Below are 18,988 nucleotides of genomic sequence, written 5' to 3'. Positions count from 1 at the left end.
CTAGTCGCGCCGGAGGGTATGACAGTTCCGGCACCGCGCCTCGTAGGACTCGTCGGCCCCGACGACGATGGTCGGTTCGTCGACGTGTGCGGGTTCGCCGTCGACGAGGCGCTGGTTCCGCGTCGCGGGTTCACCGCACAGCGCGCAGATCGCCTGCAACTTGTCGACGTACTCGGCGACGGCCATCAGCTGCGGGAGGGGATCGAACGGCTCTCCCCGGTAGGTCTGGTCGATGCCCGAAACGATGACGCGACGGCCGTCGGCGGCCAACTGCTGGCAGACGTCGACGAGCTCCGGGGCGAAGAAGTTCGCCTCGTCGATCGCGACGACGTCTTCGCCGTTGAGGTGCTCTCGGATCTCCCAGACGTCGTCGCCCTCGTTGGCAACGACGCTCGCGTCCCACTGGCGACCCGCGTGCGACCCGACGGTGGTCTCCCCGTAGCGGTCGTCGATGCCGGGCTTGAACACCGCGACCTCTTGGCCCGCGATCTCCGCGCGCCGAAGTCGCCGGAGGACCTCCTCGGTCTTCCCCGAGAACATCGACCCCGTGACGACTTCGATCCACCCGCTGTTCGTGATGGCGTGCATACGATGTCCGAGCGTGATGGAGGGTCAAAATCGTTGTTCTTCGGTCGACTCCGACGATCCCCGCGCCGGAGTCGGGATCGGCGTCCGCGCGCTACCGTCCCTCGCCGCCGACGTTCTCGTCGGCCTCGAAGGTCGAGGGATCCGGTTCGATTCGCGCGTACTCGACGACGCGCCGGCCGAGCACGCGAACCCGCTCGTCGAGGCCCTCGTCGACGATGTCGTCGCCGTCGAAGCGCTTCGAGACGTTCGGCAGCGCCGCTTGGTGCGGGAGGACCCACGCGTCGAGAGCGCGACAGACGGATCGAAGATGCTCCAGCGCCGAGACCGGAAAGCCGCCGCCGGCGACCGCCAGCAGCCCCACGGTCTTGCCCTCGAACTCGTCGAAGCCGCAGTAATCGAGCGCGTTCTTCAGCACGCCCGAGTACGACCCGTGGTACATCGGCGTTCCCAACAGCACCGCGTCGGCCTCTCGGATCCGACGCACGACGGCCGCGCTGTCGCCTTGGGTGTCCCGATCGGCGTCAAACACCGGCAGGTCGTACGCCCGGAGGTCGAGCACCTCGCCGGTGCCGCCCGCGTCGCGGACGCCGTCGAGCGCGCGTTCGAGCGCGCGGCGCGTGTAGCTCTCGTCGCGGAGGCTCCCGCAGACGGCGACGACATCGACCGCCGAGGACGACCGCTGATCGGACATACGGTCCGCTCGCTCCGATATCCCAAGAAGCCACCGCCGTCTACCAGCGGACCGCTGGCTCTCGGTTTGTCGGTGCCTAACAATCCCATCGCGGTCCCTTGCACGGGTATGTCAGCAACGAAGGCGTTTCTGAGCCGGCTGCGGGGGAAATCGCTCGGAGATCTGCTCCGGTTGGCCCCGCAGTTCGCCTCAGAGCTCCTTCGATTCCGTGCGATCGGGGCGTTCTACTGGGGCCGGCTCCACGCGACTCCCACCGCTCGACGGCGTCGCCGTCGCGCCGCGCTCGATCGGCTCAGCGAGGCCGAGTCGGTGCTGTTCCTGTGCCACGGAAACGTCTGCCGGAGCCCGTTCGCGGAGCGATTGCTGCGACACCGACTGGTCGACCGCGGCCTCGCTCCCCTCGAAGTCGCTTCCGCCGGGAGCGTCGAGTTGGACGACCCCCGCTCGCCGTCGAACGCCCGCGCCGTTGCGGCGGAGTTCGGTGTGGGCCTCTCCTCCCATCGGGCGATGAAATCGACGGACGAAGCGATCGAAACCGCAGATCTGCTGTTCGTGATGGACTATCGAAACTACCACACATACGCGACCCGATACCCCGAGGCGGTCGATCGGCTGTTTCTGCTCCGCATCGTGGAACCGGGTCACGAGATGCAGATCATCGATCCTCACGGGTCAGACGAATCGACGTTCGAGCGTGTTTATGCAGCTATCGACGACTGCGTGACGACGATGCTCGACGAATACGAGGCTCGAAGGGGTGGAGACTGACGTGTGGCTTCTTGGGGACGCTGCATCGTTCTCCGGTATCCGTGAACACAGTCGTCAAATCCCGAGAAGTCCTCGGGAAGATGCTCGTGATCGGACGCGTTGCGTTCGGGACGCGATCTCGACGACCGATACCGAAATACCGCTGGTGGGGCCGTGAGCGAAAGTGGACCTGTTCGGCGAAATCGTGCTCCAGCGGCGTTCGATCCGGCACTCGCGAGTGAACGAATAATGAACGAATGATGAGCGAATCCGCTGCAGCGGACGATTCGAGTCGCTACGACAACGAGTCGGTCTCTCACTGTAGAACGCGCCCATCGACGGTACATTTTCCTGTCAACGGCGTCAACGCGCAGGTATGGGAACGAAACAGATCCGGGTGAGCGAAGACCTCTACGCGCGGATCGAATCGGAGAAACGACCGGGAGAGACGCTGAGTGACGCGCTCGAACGACTGGTCGACGACTACACGCTCCTCGAGTTCGCCGACGATATGGCTGAACTGCGCGAGGATCATTGGGATCCGGACGAACTCGAAACCGCGCTTGAGGAGTCCGACGAGGAGAACCGCGAGGAGCTTGAGGAACAGCTCCCGTGATTCTCGATACGCAGTATCTCGGACAGTTGGCCGTCCAAGATCCGGACGCCCGAGAATTGGCCGAAGAGATCGAATCCACCGGATCTCCGCGGCGAATCCCCTCGGCCGTCGTCGCAGAGCTCTTCTACGGCCTCGGGAAGATGACCGACGACGAGACGGTTGCCCGCCGATCGGGGACGCTTCGGGGCAAACACGCGGCCTCTGATGAACTGAAAAACCTCGATGGAGCCGATTCCGTTGTCGCCGCTCACGGACTGTTGCTCGACGAGCCTGTCGTCTCGAACGATACCGACTTTCTGGACGTCGAAGGGCTGGAAGTCGTTACGTACTGAATCTCGGTTGGACTCGGCTTTTGATTTGAAATAAGCACTCACGGAGCGCTCCGCGACGACATCACCCGGTCAACGGCATAGATCGGCGGCGCTCACTGCGGTATCCGTACTTCGGAGTCCGCAACGCAGTACCTCGTATCACGTGCCGCTCCGCGCTGCTTGCTCAGTCCGTACCGCTCCAGCGAGTCCAGATACCGCCGTCTCATTACCGGCGATTTCGACCGCGATGCCTCTGTCTCGTACGCCAAACGCAGTTCTTTCGCGCCGATCGCATCGGCCTCCACGATGATGTCGTCGGATTCGTACATCGTCACGCCGCGCTGGTGATCGACGAGGAACGGAATCTGGTCCTCGCCACCGAGGGTGCGGAGCTGGTTGTGAGTCTGTTCGTTGCGCGTCTCGCCGGCGGCAGAGTGGGGATTGTGGATGACGTACGAGATGCCGAGGTCGGTCAACGTCTTGCGCACTTTCGCCGAGTAGCCACACCCCTCTGCTTGGTAGAGTTCTAACATAGGTAGCGTGAATGGAGGGCTGCGTGGAGTTAGGCGTGAGCGTGCGCGCGGTCGTAGACGGCCTCGGTGATAGTCTCCAAGTCGATCTCGCCGTCGTGGTCGTCTTTGTCCCAAATCAGGTCGTCGTCAGTATGGACTTTGAACACGCCGCTGTGACCGGGTTGGAGCCGAACCCCGTCGAGGTCCTGGCCGAACTCTTCGAGTAACGTTTCCTGCGTCTCGACGGCGTATTCGAGGGGGCTGCACGGGACACAGTACTCGATGTTGACTTCCGTCATTGCAATTCAGTCAAGGAGCGCCCGATGCATAAGTGTCAATTATATGCTATGAAATGTGGTTTCGTCGGCGAAACCGTGGTTTCGTTTGTATACTACATATCGATGAGGTACTACTTTCTGTGTTGCTATTCAACAGGCAGGTATGAGCAACGCGACAGAGGTTCCGGAAGACGAATTCTTGGCAGTGTGGTGTGCGGGCGACGACTAGTGTGCGGTCACCTGTGCGATGGACGTGATCGGAAAGAAGTGGCCAGTCACTGGAGCCCGTGATCAACTCACTCGAAGAGGGGGGGAAAACGTATCTTCGACCTGCGGAAAATTCGGACGAATCCGCCTGCTAGGACGGTCTCATCGCTCGGTGTTGCGGTGGTTCAAGCGGATCGACCGACCGACGCCGACTCTTCCCCCAGTTTTTCTACAAACCCCTCGCGGAACATCTGTCGTGTTCCTTCGGGGCCAGTGACAGTCAGCACCGTTTCTTCGTACGGGGGCGACACGGTAATCGTGTATTCGGCGAACGAACAGCATTGCAACTCGTCTGCAGTAAACTGAGCGAGCGCCCGGAGTGACTCATCGGTGCCTTCGAATCGGATCTCGACGCCGTCTTCGGAGTCCTGATATCCAAGATAGTGCGAGATGAGAAGTTCTTGAACTTCCTCTGATCGGTCTGCTTCCTGTTCCTCAGTGAGCGTACACGCAACCTCTCGTGCTGAGTCGTTTTGACTCATAGTACACCTATACTTTGAACACCGAATTATTTATACTGTCAAGTCCAAAGTATAGAATCAAGTGTGGTGAACGAAAGCTATGGCAGATACCCCCGACACAGTAACTGAGACGCCTACCTCCTCAGATATCGATCTCGACTGTCTCTGTCCCTTGGATGGGGTGATGGATCTCCTCAGCCGTCGCTACGCGATGCAACTCATCTGCGTAGTCGGTGCGATCGGTCCAGCTCGATATGGGGACATCGAAGAGACGTTCGATGGAGTGAGTAGCTCGACACTCTCAACGAGACTTGACGAGCTGGTTGAGGCCGGGATTCTCACCCGTGAACAGTATGCGGAAATCCCTCCACGGGTCGAATATGAACTCACAGAAACCGGGGAAGAGTTAGGTCAACATCTGGAACCGCTTCTCAAGTGGGTAGAAGAAATTGATGAAGAGGAGATCTCGACCAGTCAGGAATAGGTTCCATAATCTATACTGGAACGAAATAGCGGATTGTCAGCATCCCTGCTGTGAGGAGAAACAGGACCGCAGGAATAGCTGTCTTTGACGGTGGATCACCGGTGCGAATGTGGGTCACCACTGCTCCAACCATAACTCCACTGAGAAGGAGGCCGCCTACCCACGCTAATTCAGGCCTCCATAGCAGTCCCACGAGCAGACCGATCCCGGCCCCGATTTCAACCAGGCCAGTAACGATCCGGAACCACTGTGGATACCCGAACCGCTGGAAATCTTCCACCTGGTCTTCCTGGTGGGTGACCTTCGCCCCTCCGACACCGAGACCAACAAGTCCGAGGACGGCTTGAAAGCCGAGGATTGCGACGTTCCCAAAGGTCATTCTGTAACCTCTGACGGTGACGTCGCCGTCAGTGCAGCGGCTATCGGGACTCCAGCTTCCAACGGAATCCCGATCGTGGTGGCAGCCACGTCCTCCGACCAGCGTTCGTAGTCAGCACGCGTGTGGAATGCCTTCACGTACGGGCAGACAGCCTCGTAGATTTCTTGGGCGGTTGGCACATCGCCGGGAGGGACGTCGGTATCAGTTGCCACGCCGAACGACATGACCGCGTCCGACGGAATGACATCAATATCGCCTTGAGGCGACATCCGCATCTCAATAGAGCCGTTCGTAGGAGCTTCAGTCCGGATCTCCACGGGTTTGTCCACGAGATGTGCAAGTGCGATTCCGTCGTAGAAACACCGGAAGTAGTAGGTCTCGCCATCCGTCTTCGCGTAGTGGGGAGTTTCTCCCCCGACGTGGCAGAGTTCGTCAATGGCAATTCCATCTCCTTCGACCACGTTCCGAATTGCTGCGACCATGCCGTCGAAGGATTCGATTGACTCACCGTAGAACCGACTTATGTTCTCTGCCACGGTCTCCGGGAGTTCCGCAGTCTTCACTGGACGCTCGGCTATCCAGCTGTCTGACTTCGAGGTCTGTTCAGTTGCTTGGTCAACCGTTAGGTCGGCGCAGTTGCAATCTTGCTTCGACATGCACCAATACATCTATATTCGAAGTGTTTATACTGTCAAGTCCGAAGTATAGAATCGGCTTCGATTGCTCGAAGTTAGTGAGTCGCTTGAAACGAGTAGACGATCTCGGGCTACTGTGCCTAGGACCTATGTGCGTCTGATGAACGTTCGGGACCCCCATCATTCGGCGATTGATTTTCTCCCTGCCGACCAGTTTGGCTGTACGCGAATTCGGTGGAAATCACCCGTCGTTCGACGATCGAACGAATGCAATGGCGCTGCGTTCGATTGGCGAGCCACCGCGACGCTGTCGGGCGTTTACGCCCCTTAAAAACATGGGCGCTGCAGGCTTGCGTTCGACTGTCAAACGAATCGTCCTTTCGGGCGTAAGGTGCCTGAATTCGAGGGGACTGAAATCTAACTTTCTTGGCGGATATCGGTTCGGTTTGTTGGATAGTGCTGAATGAGATGTGCGAAGTGAGCAGTAGGCCATACGAATTTATTTCTGGGAAGGCATACTTCCACAGGTTGATGGCCCCGCCAACAAGCGTCCTCCTCCCAACAAACAATCGGTCGCCAGTCATCGAAGAACTGACTGCACAACTGACCGCCTCCGATGAACTACTGATTATTTGTGACGATGAGACGGCGCCCGTGGCGGAACACGTCGCTGAGTCTCCAAATACAAGACTGGTCATCGCTGGTGATCCAAGTGGCTGTTCGGGCAAGGCGAACGCAGTTGCCGCCGGCGTGGAGGCTGCCGCCAACGACCGAATTGTCTGGACCGACGACGACTTCGAGCATCCGCCTGATTGGCTGGCAGATCTCCACAGGGATTACGAGCAACGTGGTCCGGTAACTGAGCTGCCGTTCTTCGTTGGACGTGACCCGCTAGCTACCCTGTTGGAGCCGATTTATGCCATCGGAGGCACGTTCGGAACGTACCAGGGGGACATCGTGTGGGGTGGCGCTGTGATGTTCGACCGCGACGATATAGACGTGGACTCGTTCCTGCGTGACCTCCGCCGATCGGTGAGTGACGACGGTATTCTCACCGAGTATCTCGACGTTACGCCGCTCCGCCGGACGCGAATCGTTCCGATGGGTGGTTCTCTACGCGACACTGCTGAACGGCACGTCCGATTCACCCAGATCGTCCGGTGGCACGATCCAGCGGGGTTTGCGGTGATGAGCGCGATCGGATCGTTATCGACAGTCGGAGCGCTCCTCTACCCCCTTCCCGCGCTGATACTACTAACACTGATTCAACTCGGGATCTACATGACCTTCGGGGTACGTCGATGGACGTTCCTGCTGGCGTACCCCGCAACACTCGTGCAGGTGCCGCTCTTCGCGTACGCTCTGTCCCGGCGGACTTTCGTCTGGGGGGGCCGCCGCTATCGATGGCGTTCGAAGTTCGATGTAGAGATCGTCGAGTGAAGCGGTAAGCGAAAGCTACTGGCGCGGTTCGCTTGATTCCGAGGATTGATCCATAGATACCCACACTCCGGGGATAACTGCTTGGAGTTCGGTGGGATATCGCGAGATACAGCCTCTGTACTCGGCACCACGTTTCCGTCGGAATTGATGGGTCAATCGGCAATTGATTTTCTCGGAGGAGACCAGTTTGGCTGTACGTGAACCCTAGGGAAAATCACTCGTCGTTCGACCGCCGAACGAAAGCAACAGCGCAGCGTTCGATTGGCGGATCATCCCGTTGCTGTCGGGCGATTACGCCCCTTAAAAATATGGGCGCTGCAGGAAACCGGGATCTGCCCGGGAACAATGGTGAGACACACAAATCCGGCCATTTCGGTGTTTCACGAACCGGTCTGGATTGGGGCTCAAAATCGAATGGTTCGCATCAGATCGAACCATGGAACTGGAACCAATCGACCCCGAAACGGCGCTGGAATTGTACATCGCAGAAAAAGAAATGGAGTTGTCCAAATCGACCATTCGGTCGCACCAGTCTCGACTCGGTCACTTCGTTCGGTGGTGCGACGAGCGTGACATCACTAACCTGAACGAGCTGACCGGACGAAAGCTCCAGGAGTTTCGTCTCTGGCGACGCAACGACGGCGACCTCTGTAAGGTAAGCGTGAAGACCCAGATAGACACGCTCCGTGTCTTCGTCCGGTGGCTCGGGACCATCGACGCGGTCGACCCCGACCTGCACGTCAAGGTGATCTCGCCGGACGTCACCCCGGACGAGAACAGCCGCGACGTGAAACTCGACGCCGAGGACGCGGAAGCGATTCTCGCGCACCTCGAGACGTACGAGTACGCGTCGCGACCGCACGTCACTATCGCGTTGCTCTGGCACACGATGATGCGTCGGGGCGCAGCGAGGGCGCTTGACGTCGACGACTATTACCCCGAAGAGCAGTGTCTCGAGCTCCACCACCGACCGGACTCGGACACGCCAATCAAGAACGGAATCGACGGCGAGCGCTTCATCGGGTTGTCCGGGTGGCTGTGCCAGCTGCTCGACGACTGGCTGCGGGATCGCCGGCCTGACGTGACGGACGACTACGGGCGCGAACCATTACTCGCGACACAGTACGGACGCCCGTCTAGGACGACGATCCCGAAGTATGCCTACCGGTGGTCGCGGCCCTGTGCGTACGGGGCGGAGTGTCCGCACGGGCGCAGTCCGGAAGACTGTGAAGCGGTGGAGCAGGGACACGCGTCGAAGTGTCCGTCTTCGATCAGTCCGCACGCGATCCGTCGTGGGAGTATAACGCACCATCTGAAGAAGGATATCCCGGAGACGGCTGTAAGTGGGCGGGCCAACGTCAGTCAGCGGGTGCTTGAGCAGCACTACGACCGACGGACGCAGCGGGAGAAGATGGAGCAACGGAGGCAGTATTTGGATCAGTTGTAAAGATTCGAACATAGTGGCAGCGCCATCGGAACACTCTCTCTATCAATACAAATATTTTACACATATGGCGTGCTGGACATATGCCCTTCATACACCGAAGTTGTAAATCCCGATTAGTGGGTCTCCACCCACATTCGCCCCATAGTAGAGAGTTCTGTCTCGTGCCGATTTCCGATCTCCGTCCGGGACACGTATCCCTTCTTATCCAACTTCGACACGTTGTACTGCACTCGGCTTCTGAACGACTCGTCATACTCTTCGTTGAATTCTTCCGCCATCTGTTCCGCGAGCTCAGACGTCGACTTGAACGCACCCTTCCCCTTCAGGAATCGAAGGATGTCCTCCTCGAATCCCTCGACGTTGCTTGCCGGAGACGAGGGGAACTCGACGTACATTCGTCCTTTCCCGTCCAGATTTTCTCGCGTCCCCTCAGTCACACCGCTCTCGTCGACGCGGTCCAGGATGTCCAGGATGTCCTCGTACTGTTGGTGTACTCGAAGATCCTCGTACTCCTTCAGGTCGTCAAACGTCTCAGCTGCACTCTCCAACACGTCGAGCATTTCCAGGACCAGATACTCCTTCGGAGCGACGTAGTACGTGTGGAGCCGCTCACGGATGTCCCCTATATCTTCCTGCCGTTCCGTAATCAACGAGTCAGCCGCCGTGGCGAACGCGAACGACACTGTACGCGGCATCGACGAAATATTGACGAACACTTCGTTCCCATCCTCAATTTCCTCCAAGATGTACTCGTGTGCTCGCCGATAGAGCGTTTCGTACTCGTACATCTCCTTGAGATTGATCCCCTCGACCTCGGGCTCGACGTCGATCAGGTCGAAGGTGCGCTCCAACTTCTCGGTCATATTCGACGCGAGTTTCGCGGCACGATCGGTCGGGTCGTCCTCGGGTGTCCCCTCGTGAGTCAGAAGAATAACACGGTCGGCCTCCAGCTCCCCCTTCGCGATTGGCCGAATCAGACGGTCAAAGTCGAATCCAACAGGGATGAAATGGACCCGGTCACTCATAGTTCATACTCACCCACAACTATGTTAAAGGGCTTCGTTATGAGGCCCATTCGTCTGACGGATGGCTTTCGGCACGCCTAAAACGGTGGCATATTGTCACCCGAGATGCCACGGTGTAGAATAAATGTCCAACATACTTTTATGCACTCGTCTCGTAGTGGAGGACAGGTACCACTGAAGAACACAGTACCTGGGCGACACGACATGCAGGAAGATCCGTTCCCGAGCGACTTCGTGGCGAAGATACAACCGAGTCACCACGTGGACCAAGCAGTATTCGGCCACAATCCGGAGCATGCCGAGTGGGTCGCGTGCAAGTTCCACCGTTCGACTTGGTTCGTAAATCACCCGCGAGAGGCGTTTCTGAGCCCGGAACAGAAGCTCCTCGTCATAACCTACGAGCAAGACGAGCACATCGTAGGGCGAACACCCGACGACGAGATCGAGCGGTACACTGAACTCGAGGGCATCGCGGACGCGGCGATTCCCGGCGACCGGTTCACCTACGACTACGACTCGATGTCTCGGCGCGAGGTCGCGAAAGAGATCGAGGACAGCGTCCACAGGCAGCTGACCATCTACGACGGACTCCACGATAAGAACGTTGACATGACGCTTATCCCGGCCTTCCTCGGTTGGGAGAACTGGCACTTCGAGCGGTGCCGTCCACTCCTGGAGATCAACGACTCCGTCGCCTTCGACACGACGCAGATCAACTCGAAGTACGACAAGAAGGAGCAGTTGGACACCCTCGAAGACGTCGTCGGTCCGAAGCGGATCTTCGTGAACGGCACTGTCGCCCCGAGTCACCTCCGACTCATGCCGAGGTCGGTCGTGGCCTTCTCGGGCAAGTATAGCATTCTCGAAGAGATTCGAGATGCAAACGATATCCACCACCGAGACCTGCTGGGTGCGAGCATCGAGAAGCGGATCCCCGAGATCAACAAGTGGCAAGCGAAACTAACACAATTCTAACCATGACACGAAAAGGAGGTCCCCGTGGACCACCGGAAGGACGAAAAGAGGAAGAGCCCTGGCAAGACCCCGGATCGGACGAGTCACTTCAGCGAACGCTCGATTTGGTCCTGGAAGTCGAGTTAAGTGACGAAAGCGACAACGAACCGGACTTCATCTATGGCGACATCGTCCACGACACCGAGGCCGATGAGCCGATCGCACTCGCCGTAGTGAACGTTCCCGGTCTGATCGCATTGGAGTGGGAATTTGAAGACGGAGAGACATTGGCCGACCGCAACCCGAAGTGTCCGGACGATGATGATGTGATAGTCGTCACACCGATCGGGGTGCTCGAAGACTACATGCCCGACTGGGATACACGGGAGGCGGCCATTCCCCTCGAACAGTTGGTCGAGGACGAGGTGCCGTTCGCCCCATTCCCGTCGCTCCGGCTGGTTCGGGTTGAGGATTCACACCTGCGAGATTAGATGAAACGACGGACGTTCCTCAAGGCGACGGCAGCCACCCCATTAGTTGCGACTCCCGTAGCGGCGAGCGAGGATGACGTGGATTTTGAGGATCTCGCCGAGAACTTCTTCGACGCACTCCCCGACGAAAAGACCGAGAGAAATGACGCAGTGGTCGGGTGCGCTAACGAGCTGTGTAAAGCGACCAAACCCATCTCAAGCGACGAGATAGACGCCATCGTCGAGGGAGGTGGGTCGGTTGACGATGCTGTCCGTCGCGCTCAGTTCGGAGTACGGATTCTCACCGAATACAACCTGACGGACGCCATCGACGAGTCGATGATTGAGACGGGACGTCGAAATATCGATAGGGCAACTCAGTATATGCCGTTGCTGGGGAGTTTCAATAATATCCTAGAGTCAGCGTGTGCCGTCGAAACACCCGACCCAGACCCCGAGGCAGTAACGGACTTCATCTACTCGTCGATCGCCTTTGGAATCGAGGTCGCCCTCTGGACCATCGGCGCTCCGTATCAGATGGCGTGGTCGGGGACGCGCTTCATCGCGAATCGAACGTTCCTCCGCTTCGCTCGTCACGGTTGCAGCGGTTGTGTTGCCTTCCTCATGAGCGAGATCCACTGGGCGATCCGGGCGTCCGTCTACGGTCACGGCGTGACCGAGAATCGCGTCCAATTCGTATGGGAGGAGATCCAGGGTCTACAGGAGGATGCCGAGGAGTGGGACTACGACATCGACCTGGACCGCTCCTACGAAGAGATTCGGGACCTTGTTGAGTCTGAGGGAGCTGGTGGAGCGGTGGGCGTCCTTCCGCAGGAGAAAGAAGGACCCATCGAACGGCTACTACCGGACTTTGAACCACCAGAAATCGGTTTCGAGATAGAACTGCCAAGTTTACCCGAAATGTTCGAGTAGACACTGAATCTCGAGAACTCTTTAGAAGAGTGTTCCGGATTTTCTAGTCTCTTGCGACATCAGAGCAAATCCGAACGAACTACTCCTCAGAATGAGCCGAATATCGGGCTTATGAGCCTGAATGGCGGCGAATGATATTTTAAAGATCTGCCGTATTCTTTCTATATCCTCTGGCTTTAACGGGTGATCTCTTACGCCACTACCCCAGCGGTTACGGATTTGGCCCGTAGCACAGATCTCAATAACGACTGAATTTAGCCGCCTGGAGTGCCCTTCTCAGGGTTAGAATTAATTGCAGGGTGAGATAGGGGTGTAGATGTAGACATAGAAAAATGCGACCAAGATCCCGTGTACTCCCCTAAGGATGGTCGACCTTGTTGAAAATATCAATTTATGATAGTTCTCAGAGGCGTGCAGAATATATAGCGCATATCACTCAGAATATATCGTTTGCGCTTGGAAGTGGGACTCGGGCGCGCCCTACGATATGATAGACCTGGCCGAAGACGCCCTGTTATGCCAGTCCAGCTGTGACATTGACCACCAAATCCAAGGTGAACTTCTTGAGACCACACAGCCAATTCGTACGTCATCGTTCCGTCTCCTTGGCCCCCATCTCGTTAATCTCGAATATCTTGCTACTATTTTGGGGGCCAGTGTACAGCTGGATGGATGCATGGATAGATGCGAATTCCATAACGAGACGTACGACCGGCGTGGAAGCGATCCTTCTTCCAACGAGTCAGCTTTCAGGGGATTGCATTCTCTCGGCCGGTCGTCGTCACGACGGCGGCAATGCACTCCTGGCCGTGGAACGAGTGGCAGTCGTCCGATAGAAGGATATACGGGCGCTTGCTACCCGCACCGAATGGATCATAAGCGACTACGACCCCGCTAAGGGGATATGGCATCTATGCTACTCCTCCTCGTCGCGGAGGGCGTCGAGTTCGCCAGCTCAATCCGAGTTCTGTGCATACCAATCGTCGCTGTGCGCCTCGTGTGCGGCCTGGACTCCGAGGACCGCAGCCTAGCTGCGACGAGCCGGTCGTCGTCCGCGGCCGCCCAGTAGTCGCCCTTGTGACGGACGAGTCGGCGCGTTCGAGTCTGTTGGATTGATGGTTCCGCGGGGAACGTTCGTTTGCTCGTACAATTCCGCGGGCGTGAATCCGACGTCCGGATGCTCGACGAGAAACGACAGCAAGGTGGGGGCGTTCGTCTCCTCCGTGAGGTCAATCCGTCTATCTTCAGGCGTGTACCTCTCGAAGGATACGGGCATTGTAGGCCTGCTGCACGTGAATCATAATAGGATTCCAGGTTCCTCGCCACGGGAGGCGGTTCACGGTCCCTGATTGTTTCATCGCTACTTGATCACGATCCACGCCTTGTGAGAACCGAACCTAACGCCGTCAATCGCCGGTCTCGTCTAACGCCTCACGAAGGACTTCTTGGCGCTGCTGCATCTTCTCGTCCTCGGACCGGACATCGTAGTGCTCGTCGATAACCACTGGAGAGACGTTACACCGGTCGCTGATGACCTCCATAGAAACGCCTGCTTTCAGGAGTCTTGTAATGTAGCCCCGACGGATGGGATGCGGCGTCACGCTCGATGGACACTTCGAGGCCTGGTCGATCTCATTTGCAGCGTCACACTCATCCGGATCCTGATCGTGGGGACACTCCAGACCAACCACGCAGGGACGGGACCACTTGTAGACGTACTTCCGGATGGTCGACTTCGTGATCCGGCCCTGTGAGGAGGCGAGTAGCGGTTCACGACTGTGATCGTCTATTACGTCCGGTCGTCGATTTTCAAGGTAGTCGTCGATGATATCACATGCGTCGGAAGAGATGCTGACCGGTCGCTCTCCTTTGGGGCCGTTCTTGAGAGACGTATCGGTGTCCGGCCGGTGGTGGAGTTGGAGGTGTGGGTGCTCGTCATCGCGCCGGTAGTCGTCAACGTCAAGCCCGTGAGCGCCTCCCATACGCATACCCGTCTCGACTAAAATGAGCAAGGTCACGTGCTCGACAGTGGCGTACTCGTATCTCTCTAGATAGTCGAGAATCTCGTTTGCCCGATCCGTCGTGAGAGTGGTCTCGCGGACGTTCCCGCCGTCGGGGATGACTGGCGACTTGATCTTCTTGAACAGCCCCTGCTGCACAGCGTCGATGGTCTCGCACCACTCGATGAAAACGCGGAGCGTATCCATCTGCGTCTTTTCACTGGTGACGTTGAGGTCTTCGCGACGCCAGACACGGAACTCGTGGATATCGCGAGCAGAAAGGTCGTTTAGATTCTCGGTGTTCTGCTCGTCACACCAGTCGACGAAGAATCCCAGACGAGACCGGTGAGATCTGATGGTCGCCTGCTGGCATTCGCGGGCCTTGTCCTCCAAATAGAGCTCTAATGCTCGTTCAGGTTGAATCGACTCTAGATCTGATTCCGAGCTTTCGAGGAATTCCCGTAGCAGCTCCTCAGTATCACGCTCGTCCTTGACCTTCGGCGTTCTGTTAGTGCGATCGGTCACTGCGTCGCCTCCATCAATATCGCGAGCGGTTCCAAGCCTGTGTCTGCCATCACCTGACCCGATTATTGCCTTCAATAAATACGGTCCAATTAATTGGGATTGGTCGAATTGGTGGATTGGTGATCGATGCGCCAAATAATGGTAATCGTGAGAAGAGGCCGGTATATTTTCTATTAAAGTAATCCGAATAGAACGATATTGAGTTCGTGCGCGCCGTCAGTGCCTGTATGATCTGTTTGTTTAACTCTCCGTTTGTGTGAGTATCGATTAAATGTATGATTTTTCCACCATCACAGCTTTCGAGAGCGTTCGGTGTCGACTATTACCACTGGAATACTTTTAGAAAAGATACCAATTCTGCCTACATTCCTCTAAATTCATCCAGATTCTGAATCGGTAGATATAGTAGTGAAATTTGGAGAAATCCCCCCTTCGAAAATAGAGAACGTCTTCAAGTTTGAGTTGCTCCTTTTAAAGGTCAACTTTCTCTGGTTCAGTAGAAACCATTTGTATCTGATCGCTCCGAGGTGCTGAATATAGAGATTGAGTTCAGCAGAGCGGGCCTCAGTATTTGCAGTCTGCTTAACAAGGTAGTCCGACGAGCTGGCCGAAGACCACTTCATCGTAGAACTGTCTCGCGTGGACGGCGTCGACAAGTCCTTGGCCGAACACCTGATCGACGACTACACGGACCTGAGGACGGTGAGCTGGGCAGCGACAAGCGACGTCGAACACCTCGAAAACAAGTACGACCTCGACGCCCACGAGTTCTTCAAGGCCCTCGGAGACGCGGATGTCTACCGCAACGAGTAGAGCTCAGAGGCCGGGAATCTGCACGTCCCAGACCACAGAGACGACATGGAAGCCCCGGGAGAAGACGAAGAAGATGAAGACAACACCGTCCAAGCAGGTTTTGACGATTTCAGCGGTTGATGACGGCATCAGAGAACAGAACAGTCATTCTTTAACCGATGCCTTGAATTATCCCTCTAAGAAGAATGCCATCCCGGAGACAGATATACAACAAGAGCTTTCGGTCACTGGTTTCCTCAGTGACGCGCTTCGGGGCCTTTATCGCGGTTCTATCCGCTTCACTCGTATTCCTTAACCAGTTTCTCAACGTCAACTGGTGGATCATCTCCTTGGTGAGTGTCGCTACCCTGGCACTCCTCTTAGGAACGATATGGTGGCGAGGTATCTTCATATCACCTTGGTCTCTGAGACTGAGATCCCTGTATCAAAAATACAGATACACGGGCCTACTCCCCTTGCTTAGGCTGCTCAAATCCCGGGAGAAGAAACGAGTAGAAATCCTCAAAGGAGTTTTCAGATCTCTTCTGGCCGTCGTTGTAGGTGCCTCAATCTACCTGATACAGTCAGTTATCTTCGGAGATCCTCCTTTCACCGTCCAAGGAGGGGTGCTGTCCACGACTTGGCAGGTCCATGCAGTCATCATCGGCTTCAGTTTCGTTGCTTTGACCTTTGCCTGGGAAGAAATATACAGTAACCCGTTAAACGATGAATTGACGAGGCTGTTTATCGAAGATATAGGATCTATTTGGACAGTAACTTTCGTATTCACTTCAAACCTGTTTATAGGCCTCATAGCTTTCGTACACTCCTCCGCAGAGAACGCAGGCTATCTACCGGTATACGTCACCGCTGTACTGTTTGCTTCCTCAATATATGCTGTTGCCACCCGGTTCTTGGATGCACTTGATCTACTGTTTTACACCGATTTTGACGAAGAAGTAAAAGTATACGCAAAGGAAGATTTGGAGAAAGAAATGGTGAATGAATTTTCTAATCCGAACAGAGTTCTCTCAGAGTCTGTACCCGGATTTGAACATATCTCAGCGGGAGTTATGGATTTTGGACTGGAAAGAACCTCTATTCTATCAAGAGACATAGACAAGACCGGCAATGTCACGGATATCAACCTAAAGAATATGAGACGGATCTCTCAAACCGTCGAAGAGGAACCCGGCGTCAGTATAGGCCGGAGCCCTTCCGTCGGTACCTCGCTGGCTGAAGACACCACAGTTCTTTCCTTGGATGGAGACGTCTCTGAGGAAGCCTTGGAGGAGATCGAACGACAACTACGTCGAGGGATACGGACACGGAGGGAGAACTGATGCCCAACTACGAAGACTACTTGGAGCACTTCTTCACAGATGCGGAGGCCGCTATCCGGGAAGGAAAAGGTCAGGAGCTTTCAGATAACCTCTCTCACATCGCGGAACTAATCGGTGAACTGATCAACAGAGAAGTAGACTCCCCAACCCGGTTCAGGTCTATCTACGCCTTCTGCAGACGTCGATACCTACAGCTTTACAACGACGTGCTTGAGAACGGTGCTGACGAGGATTTGAGATCGAGCATTTTCAATTCGATATCTGTGAACGTTAGATATGCCAGACAGTCGAACGACTTGGAGGCCTTCGACCAGCTACTTAACGCACTTGTCAATTGTTACATCCGCTCATTTCCTAATCCTGGTTTCGACGAGGCCTTAGAGGACTTTTTCGAAAGGTTGAACGTTAATCAACGGGGGATTGCACAGAATTTCGAAAAGGTTGACAGCGTCGACAGGCTGGCTAAGAGCAGTAATCTTATCGACACATTCCTCGGGTATTATCGTGAGGTGTGGAGGTATGCCGTTGAGTATGAGTGCAGAGAGTCTGTTCTCCGGCTTCATGAGAACCTGAAGGAGGTAAGGGCGTTTGAGCAAGCTCGGTACCTGCCTCTGGGAAGGCCTGAAAATCAGTACAGTGAGGAGTTCTTGGAGGAGAAACAGGAGGTGGCTGACGCTGTTAGGAAACGGATCCAGATCCAGAAGTTCGCCGCATATTCGTGGGCATACAATCTCTACGTGAAAGATGTACTCTCGGAGGACTTTCTCAAAGATCTGTTTCAGGATCACGCTGAAGAAGAGTTCTCCACGGTCAAATCCCTGACTGAAACTTACTTCGACATCCGAACTGTCTTAGAGGGTCTTCCTTACTGGGATGACTGGGAAATGGAGCGCCAGCTGGAGGAGTCGAGAGGAGGACCTGTTATGACTTCCATGGGGTCGAACAGCTGGATACCGTCTTTCTATCTGGCTTTCTCACTGTACTTGTTTGATGAAGGTGAGCAGGAAGTCTTCCTGGACTCTGGACCTGAGGAGCTTCCTTTTCCGACAACAGAGGACGACCGCTTGGATCTCGACAGCTTGTTAGATTCCATTGAGGAGTTTGAAGATGACTATCCCTTGGAATTCCTCTTGGATGGTCAGACAGATATCGGTGAGAGGATAGAGGCGCTGTCTGAGGTTCTTGACCGGGCGTTTTCCCATGCAGAGAAACAGGCGATTATGCGGGTGCGTAACCACTCTATTGACCCTGATTATGTCGATTCTTGGGAGCAGGAGATGAACGACCAGTTCGATAGCTCTTGCCAGTTGAGACGGGCGTTGAAGGAGGTCGGCGTGTTGAAACAAAAAAGGTTTCCTCCGGATCTTGACGGTGTGAAGGTTTCAGTGGGGTATCCGCAGAAACGCAGTTTCGTACCTGAGGATCAAGTGGATAAGCCTGTGACCACCAATTTTCGCCGTATTCTCGAGGGTTATCGTGAGTATGTATTGAGAAGGCTGACTCTTGAGGAGCGTACTGTAGAGAGTATAGAAGAGCTGATCGATGAGATGGATAGCGAGGTCAAGAAGAGAAATCCGTCGATTGTTCTTCTTCAGACTGGTGAGCACCGCAGGCAGTTTTTGGAAGATGAAAGATTCGAACGGGGCAGTGATATGGATGATGCACATTTTTCGTTTATGGATCGGCCTGTTCTCACCGAAGCCACGGACCACTATACCGCTTTACTGCTGTTGGAGAGCGAGAGTCACGGTGTGGAGTATATTGAAGATGGACGGGTTCTGACGGTGACGGCTACACCAGGTGAGGAAACTGATGTTTTTGACATGCCGAATCAGCCTTTGAAGTCAGTTCCCTATACCAACGCACCCTATGATTTCGTACAGTTAGAGGTACGTCTCCGGGGATTCATAGATAATCGAGGACTTGACGGAGTTGTTTTCAGAATGAGTTCGGACTCCCCCAGCTGATCGAGAGTATAGCTGTCGATTTCTCCGCGTCCACACTGAGGACACTGCTCCGCTTCTTCATCCAAGGTTTTCCCGCAGTTCCGGCACTCATAGGCTCAACTTGGGTATGATATACGCCTGCTG

20 protein-coding genes and 2 pseudogenes are annotated in these 18,988 nt (G+C 55.9%); 12 read left to right on the top strand and 10 right to left on the bottom strand.

Annotation, left to right across the window (positions count from 1 at the left end; all coding sequences use genetic code 11):
- Both U5919_RS07130 and U5919_RS07125 read right to left on the bottom strand, forming a co-directional pair.
- Nucleotides 1-588 (bottom strand): thymidine kinase, encoded by a 588-nt coding sequence (locus U5919_RS07130; RefSeq protein ID WP_336023126.1) that lies wholly within the window; start codon nt 586-588, stop codon nt 1-3.
- Nucleotides 589-679: 91 nt separating this feature from the next.
- On the bottom strand, nt 680-1,279 hold the full coding sequence (locus tag U5919_RS07125; protein ID WP_336023124.1) for an NADPH-dependent FMN reductase: 600 nt from the start codon (nt 1,277-1,279) through the stop codon (nt 680-682).
- A gap of 108 nt (nt 1,280-1,387) precedes the next feature.
- Between U5919_RS07125 and U5919_RS07120 the strand changes: the two genes are divergently transcribed.
- The 3 genes from U5919_RS07120 to U5919_RS07110 all read left to right on the top strand — a co-directional run bounded on the left by U5919_RS07120 (nt 1,388) and on the right by U5919_RS07110 (nt 2,974).
- Nucleotides 1,388-2,047, top strand: a complete 660-nt coding sequence (locus U5919_RS07120) for an arsenate reductase/protein-tyrosine-phosphatase family protein (RefSeq protein ID WP_336023122.1) — start codon at nt 1,388-1,390, stop codon at nt 2,045-2,047.
- Between the two features lie 355 nt (nt 2,048-2,402).
- On the top strand, nt 2,403-2,642 hold the full coding sequence (locus U5919_RS07115) for an antitoxin VapB family protein (protein ID WP_336023120.1): 240 nt from the start codon (nt 2,403-2,405) through the stop codon (nt 2,640-2,642).
- Nucleotides 2,639-2,974, top strand: coding sequence for a PIN domain-containing protein (locus U5919_RS07110; RefSeq protein WP_336023118.1), 336 nt, complete (start codon nt 2,639-2,641; stop codon nt 2,972-2,974). Before U5919_RS07115 ends, U5919_RS07110 begins: the two co-directional genes overlap by 4 nt.
- 284 nt (nt 2,975-3,258) lie before the next feature.
- Here U5919_RS07110 and U5919_RS15910 read toward each other — a convergent pair.
- The 3 genes and pseudogenes from U5919_RS15910 to U5919_RS07095 all read right to left on the bottom strand — a co-directional run.
- Nucleotides 3,259-3,486: pseudogene (locus U5919_RS15910) on the bottom strand (glutathione S-transferase N-terminal domain-containing protein); the annotation flags it as partial.
- A gap of 29 nt (nt 3,487-3,515) precedes the next feature.
- The gene (locus tag U5919_RS07100) at nt 3,516-3,764 is read right to left on the bottom strand and encodes a SelT/SelW/SelH family protein (RefSeq protein ID WP_336023113.1); all 249 of its coding nucleotides are present in this window, start codon (nt 3,762-3,764) and stop codon (nt 3,516-3,518) included.
- Between the two features lie 371 nt (nt 3,765-4,135).
- Nucleotides 4,136-4,492 (bottom strand): Zn-dependent oxidoreductase, encoded by a 357-nt coding sequence (locus tag U5919_RS07095; protein WP_336023110.1) that lies wholly within the window; start codon nt 4,490-4,492, stop codon nt 4,136-4,138.
- Between the two features lie 79 nt (nt 4,493-4,571).
- Here U5919_RS07095 and U5919_RS07090 point away from each other — a divergent pair, with 79 nt between their 5' ends.
- Nucleotides 4,572-4,955, top strand: a complete 384-nt coding sequence (locus tag U5919_RS07090; protein ID WP_336023108.1) for a winged helix-turn-helix transcriptional regulator — start codon at nt 4,572-4,574, stop codon at nt 4,953-4,955.
- A gap of 10 nt (nt 4,956-4,965) precedes the next feature.
- Here U5919_RS07090 and U5919_RS07085 read toward each other — a convergent pair whose 3' ends face one another.
- Together U5919_RS07085 and merB are read right to left on the bottom strand one after the other, a co-directional pair.
- Nucleotides 4,966-5,334: a DoxX family protein gene (locus U5919_RS07085; RefSeq protein ID WP_336023106.1), complete on the bottom strand. Its 369-nt coding sequence runs from the start codon at nt 5,332-5,334 to the stop codon at nt 4,966-4,968.
- Nucleotides 5,331-5,897, bottom strand: a complete 567-nt coding sequence (merB, locus tag U5919_RS07080; RefSeq protein ID WP_336023104.1) for an organomercurial lyase — start codon at nt 5,895-5,897, stop codon at nt 5,331-5,333. Before merB ends, U5919_RS07085 begins: the two co-directional genes overlap by 4 nt.
- Nucleotides 5,898-6,500: 603 nt before the next feature.
- Here merB and U5919_RS07075 point away from each other — a divergent pair.
- Both U5919_RS07075 and U5919_RS07070 read left to right on the top strand, forming a co-directional pair.
- Nucleotides 6,501-7,409 carry a glycosyltransferase family 2 protein gene (locus U5919_RS07075; protein ID WP_425604202.1) on the top strand — a complete coding sequence of 303 codons (909 nt, stop codon included), beginning with the start codon at nt 6,501-6,503 and terminating at the stop codon, nt 7,407-7,409.
- Between the two features lie 436 nt (nt 7,410-7,845).
- Nucleotides 7,846-8,856, top strand: a complete 1,011-nt coding sequence (locus tag U5919_RS07070) for a tyrosine-type recombinase/integrase (RefSeq protein ID WP_336023101.1) — start codon at nt 7,846-7,848, stop codon at nt 8,854-8,856.
- Between the two features lie 113 nt (nt 8,857-8,969).
- On the opposite strand, the gene U5919_RS07065 is transcribed toward U5919_RS07070, so the two are convergent.
- Complete coding sequence (locus U5919_RS07065) at nt 8,970-9,881, bottom strand: HFX_2341 family transcriptional regulator domain-containing protein (protein ID WP_336023100.1); 912 nt, start codon at nt 9,879-9,881, stop codon at nt 8,970-8,972.
- Between the two features lie 204 nt (nt 9,882-10,085).
- Here U5919_RS07065 and U5919_RS07060 point away from each other — a divergent pair, with 204 nt between their 5' ends.
- Genes U5919_RS07060 through U5919_RS07050 form a run of 3 tightly spaced genes read left to right on the top strand, consistent with a single transcriptional unit; the run spans nt 10,086 to nt 12,238 of the window.
- Nucleotides 10,086-10,856 (top strand): hypothetical protein, encoded by a 771-nt coding sequence (locus U5919_RS07060; protein WP_336023098.1) that lies wholly within the window; start codon nt 10,086-10,088, stop codon nt 10,854-10,856.
- Nucleotides 10,829-11,326, top strand: a complete 498-nt coding sequence (locus U5919_RS07055; protein ID WP_336023097.1) for a hypothetical protein — start codon at nt 10,829-10,831, stop codon at nt 11,324-11,326. The genes U5919_RS07060 and U5919_RS07055 overlap by 28 nt, the downstream gene beginning before the upstream one ends.
- Nucleotides 11,327-12,238 carry a hypothetical protein gene (locus tag U5919_RS07050; protein ID WP_336023095.1) on the top strand — a complete coding sequence of 304 codons (912 nt, stop codon included), beginning with the start codon at nt 11,327-11,329 and terminating at the stop codon, nt 12,236-12,238.
- Between the two features lie 1,406 nt (nt 12,239-13,644).
- On the opposite strand, the gene U5919_RS07045 is transcribed toward U5919_RS07050, so the two are convergent.
- Nucleotides 13,645-14,763, bottom strand: a complete 1,119-nt coding sequence (locus U5919_RS07045) for a tyrosine-type recombinase/integrase (protein WP_336023094.1) — start codon at nt 14,761-14,763, stop codon at nt 13,645-13,647.
- 639 nt (nt 14,764-15,402) lie between these two features.
- Between U5919_RS07045 and U5919_RS07040 the strand changes: the two genes are divergently transcribed.
- From U5919_RS07040 to U5919_RS07030, 3 genes are all read left to right on the top strand, one after another.
- On the top strand, nt 15,403-15,576 hold the full coding sequence (locus tag U5919_RS07040) for a hypothetical protein (protein ID WP_336023093.1): 174 nt from the start codon (nt 15,403-15,405) through the stop codon (nt 15,574-15,576).
- A gap of 239 nt (nt 15,577-15,815) precedes the next feature.
- A complete protein-coding gene (locus tag U5919_RS07035; RefSeq protein WP_336023092.1) occupies nt 15,816-16,898 on the top strand; it encodes a hypothetical protein in 1,083 nt (360 codons plus the stop codon).
- Nucleotides 16,898-18,865, top strand: coding sequence for a hypothetical protein (locus U5919_RS07030; RefSeq protein ID WP_336023090.1), 1,968 nt, complete (start codon nt 16,898-16,900; stop codon nt 18,863-18,865). Before U5919_RS07035 ends, U5919_RS07030 begins: the two co-directional genes overlap by 1 nt.
- A 29-nt stretch (nt 18,866-18,894) precedes the next feature.
- On the opposite strand, the pseudogene U5919_RS07025 reads toward U5919_RS07030, so the two are convergent.
- Nucleotides 18,895-18,948, bottom strand: a pseudogene (locus tag U5919_RS07025) (zinc-ribbon domain-containing protein); the annotation flags it as partial.
- Between the last annotated feature and the right edge of the window lie 40 nt (nt 18,949-18,988).

It is taken from the genome of Halobellus sp. LT62, from assembly GCF_037031285.1.
GTDB lineage: Archaea > Halobacteriota > Halobacteria > Halobacteriales > Haloferacaceae > Haloquadratum > Haloquadratum salinisoli.
Note: the sequence above shows the minus strand (reverse complement) of the source record. Positions and strands in the feature narration are given on the sequence as shown.

Coding starts and splice junctions, on each gene's coding strand:
- U5919_RS07125 (WP_336023124.1), bottom strand. CDS start 1,279: ATGTCCGATCAGCGGTCGTCCTCGGCGGTCGATGTCGTCGCCGTCTGC.
- U5919_RS07065 (WP_336023100.1), bottom strand. CDS start 9,881: ATGAGTGACCGGGTCCATTTCATCCCTGTTGGATTCGACTTTGACCGT.
- U5919_RS07120 (WP_336023122.1), top strand. CDS start 1,388: ATGTCAGCAACGAAGGCGTTTCTGAGCCGGCTGCGGGGGAAATCGCTC.
- U5919_RS07075 (WP_425604202.1), top strand. CDS start 6,501: ATGGCCCCGCCAACAAGCGTCCTCCTCCCAACAAACAATCGGTCGCCA.
- U5919_RS07090 (WP_336023108.1), top strand. CDS start 4,572: ATGGCAGATACCCCCGACACAGTAACTGAGACGCCTACCTCCTCAGAT.
- U5919_RS07115 (WP_336023120.1), top strand. CDS start 2,403: ATGGGAACGAAACAGATCCGGGTGAGCGAAGACCTCTACGCGCGGATC.
- U5919_RS07060 (WP_336023098.1), top strand. CDS start 10,086: ATGCAGGAAGATCCGTTCCCGAGCGACTTCGTGGCGAAGATACAACCG.
- U5919_RS07095 (WP_336023110.1), bottom strand. CDS start 4,492: ATGAGTCAAAACGACTCAGCACGAGAGGTTGCGTGTACGCTCACTGAG.
- U5919_RS07085 (WP_336023106.1), bottom strand. CDS start 5,334: ATGACCTTTGGGAACGTCGCAATCCTCGGCTTTCAAGCCGTCCTCGGA.
- U5919_RS07130 (WP_336023126.1), bottom strand. CDS start 588: ATGCACGCCATCACGAACAGCGGGTGGATCGAAGTCGTCACGGGGTCG.
- U5919_RS07030 (WP_336023090.1), top strand. CDS start 16,898: ATGCCCAACTACGAAGACTACTTGGAGCACTTCTTCACAGATGCGGAG.
- U5919_RS07050 (WP_336023095.1), top strand. CDS start 11,327: ATGAAACGACGGACGTTCCTCAAGGCGACGGCAGCCACCCCATTAGTT.
- U5919_RS07070 (WP_336023101.1), top strand. CDS start 7,846: ATGGAACTGGAACCAATCGACCCCGAAACGGCGCTGGAATTGTACATC.
- U5919_RS07100 (WP_336023113.1), bottom strand. CDS start 3,764: ATGACGGAAGTCAACATCGAGTACTGTGTCCCGTGCAGCCCCCTCGAA.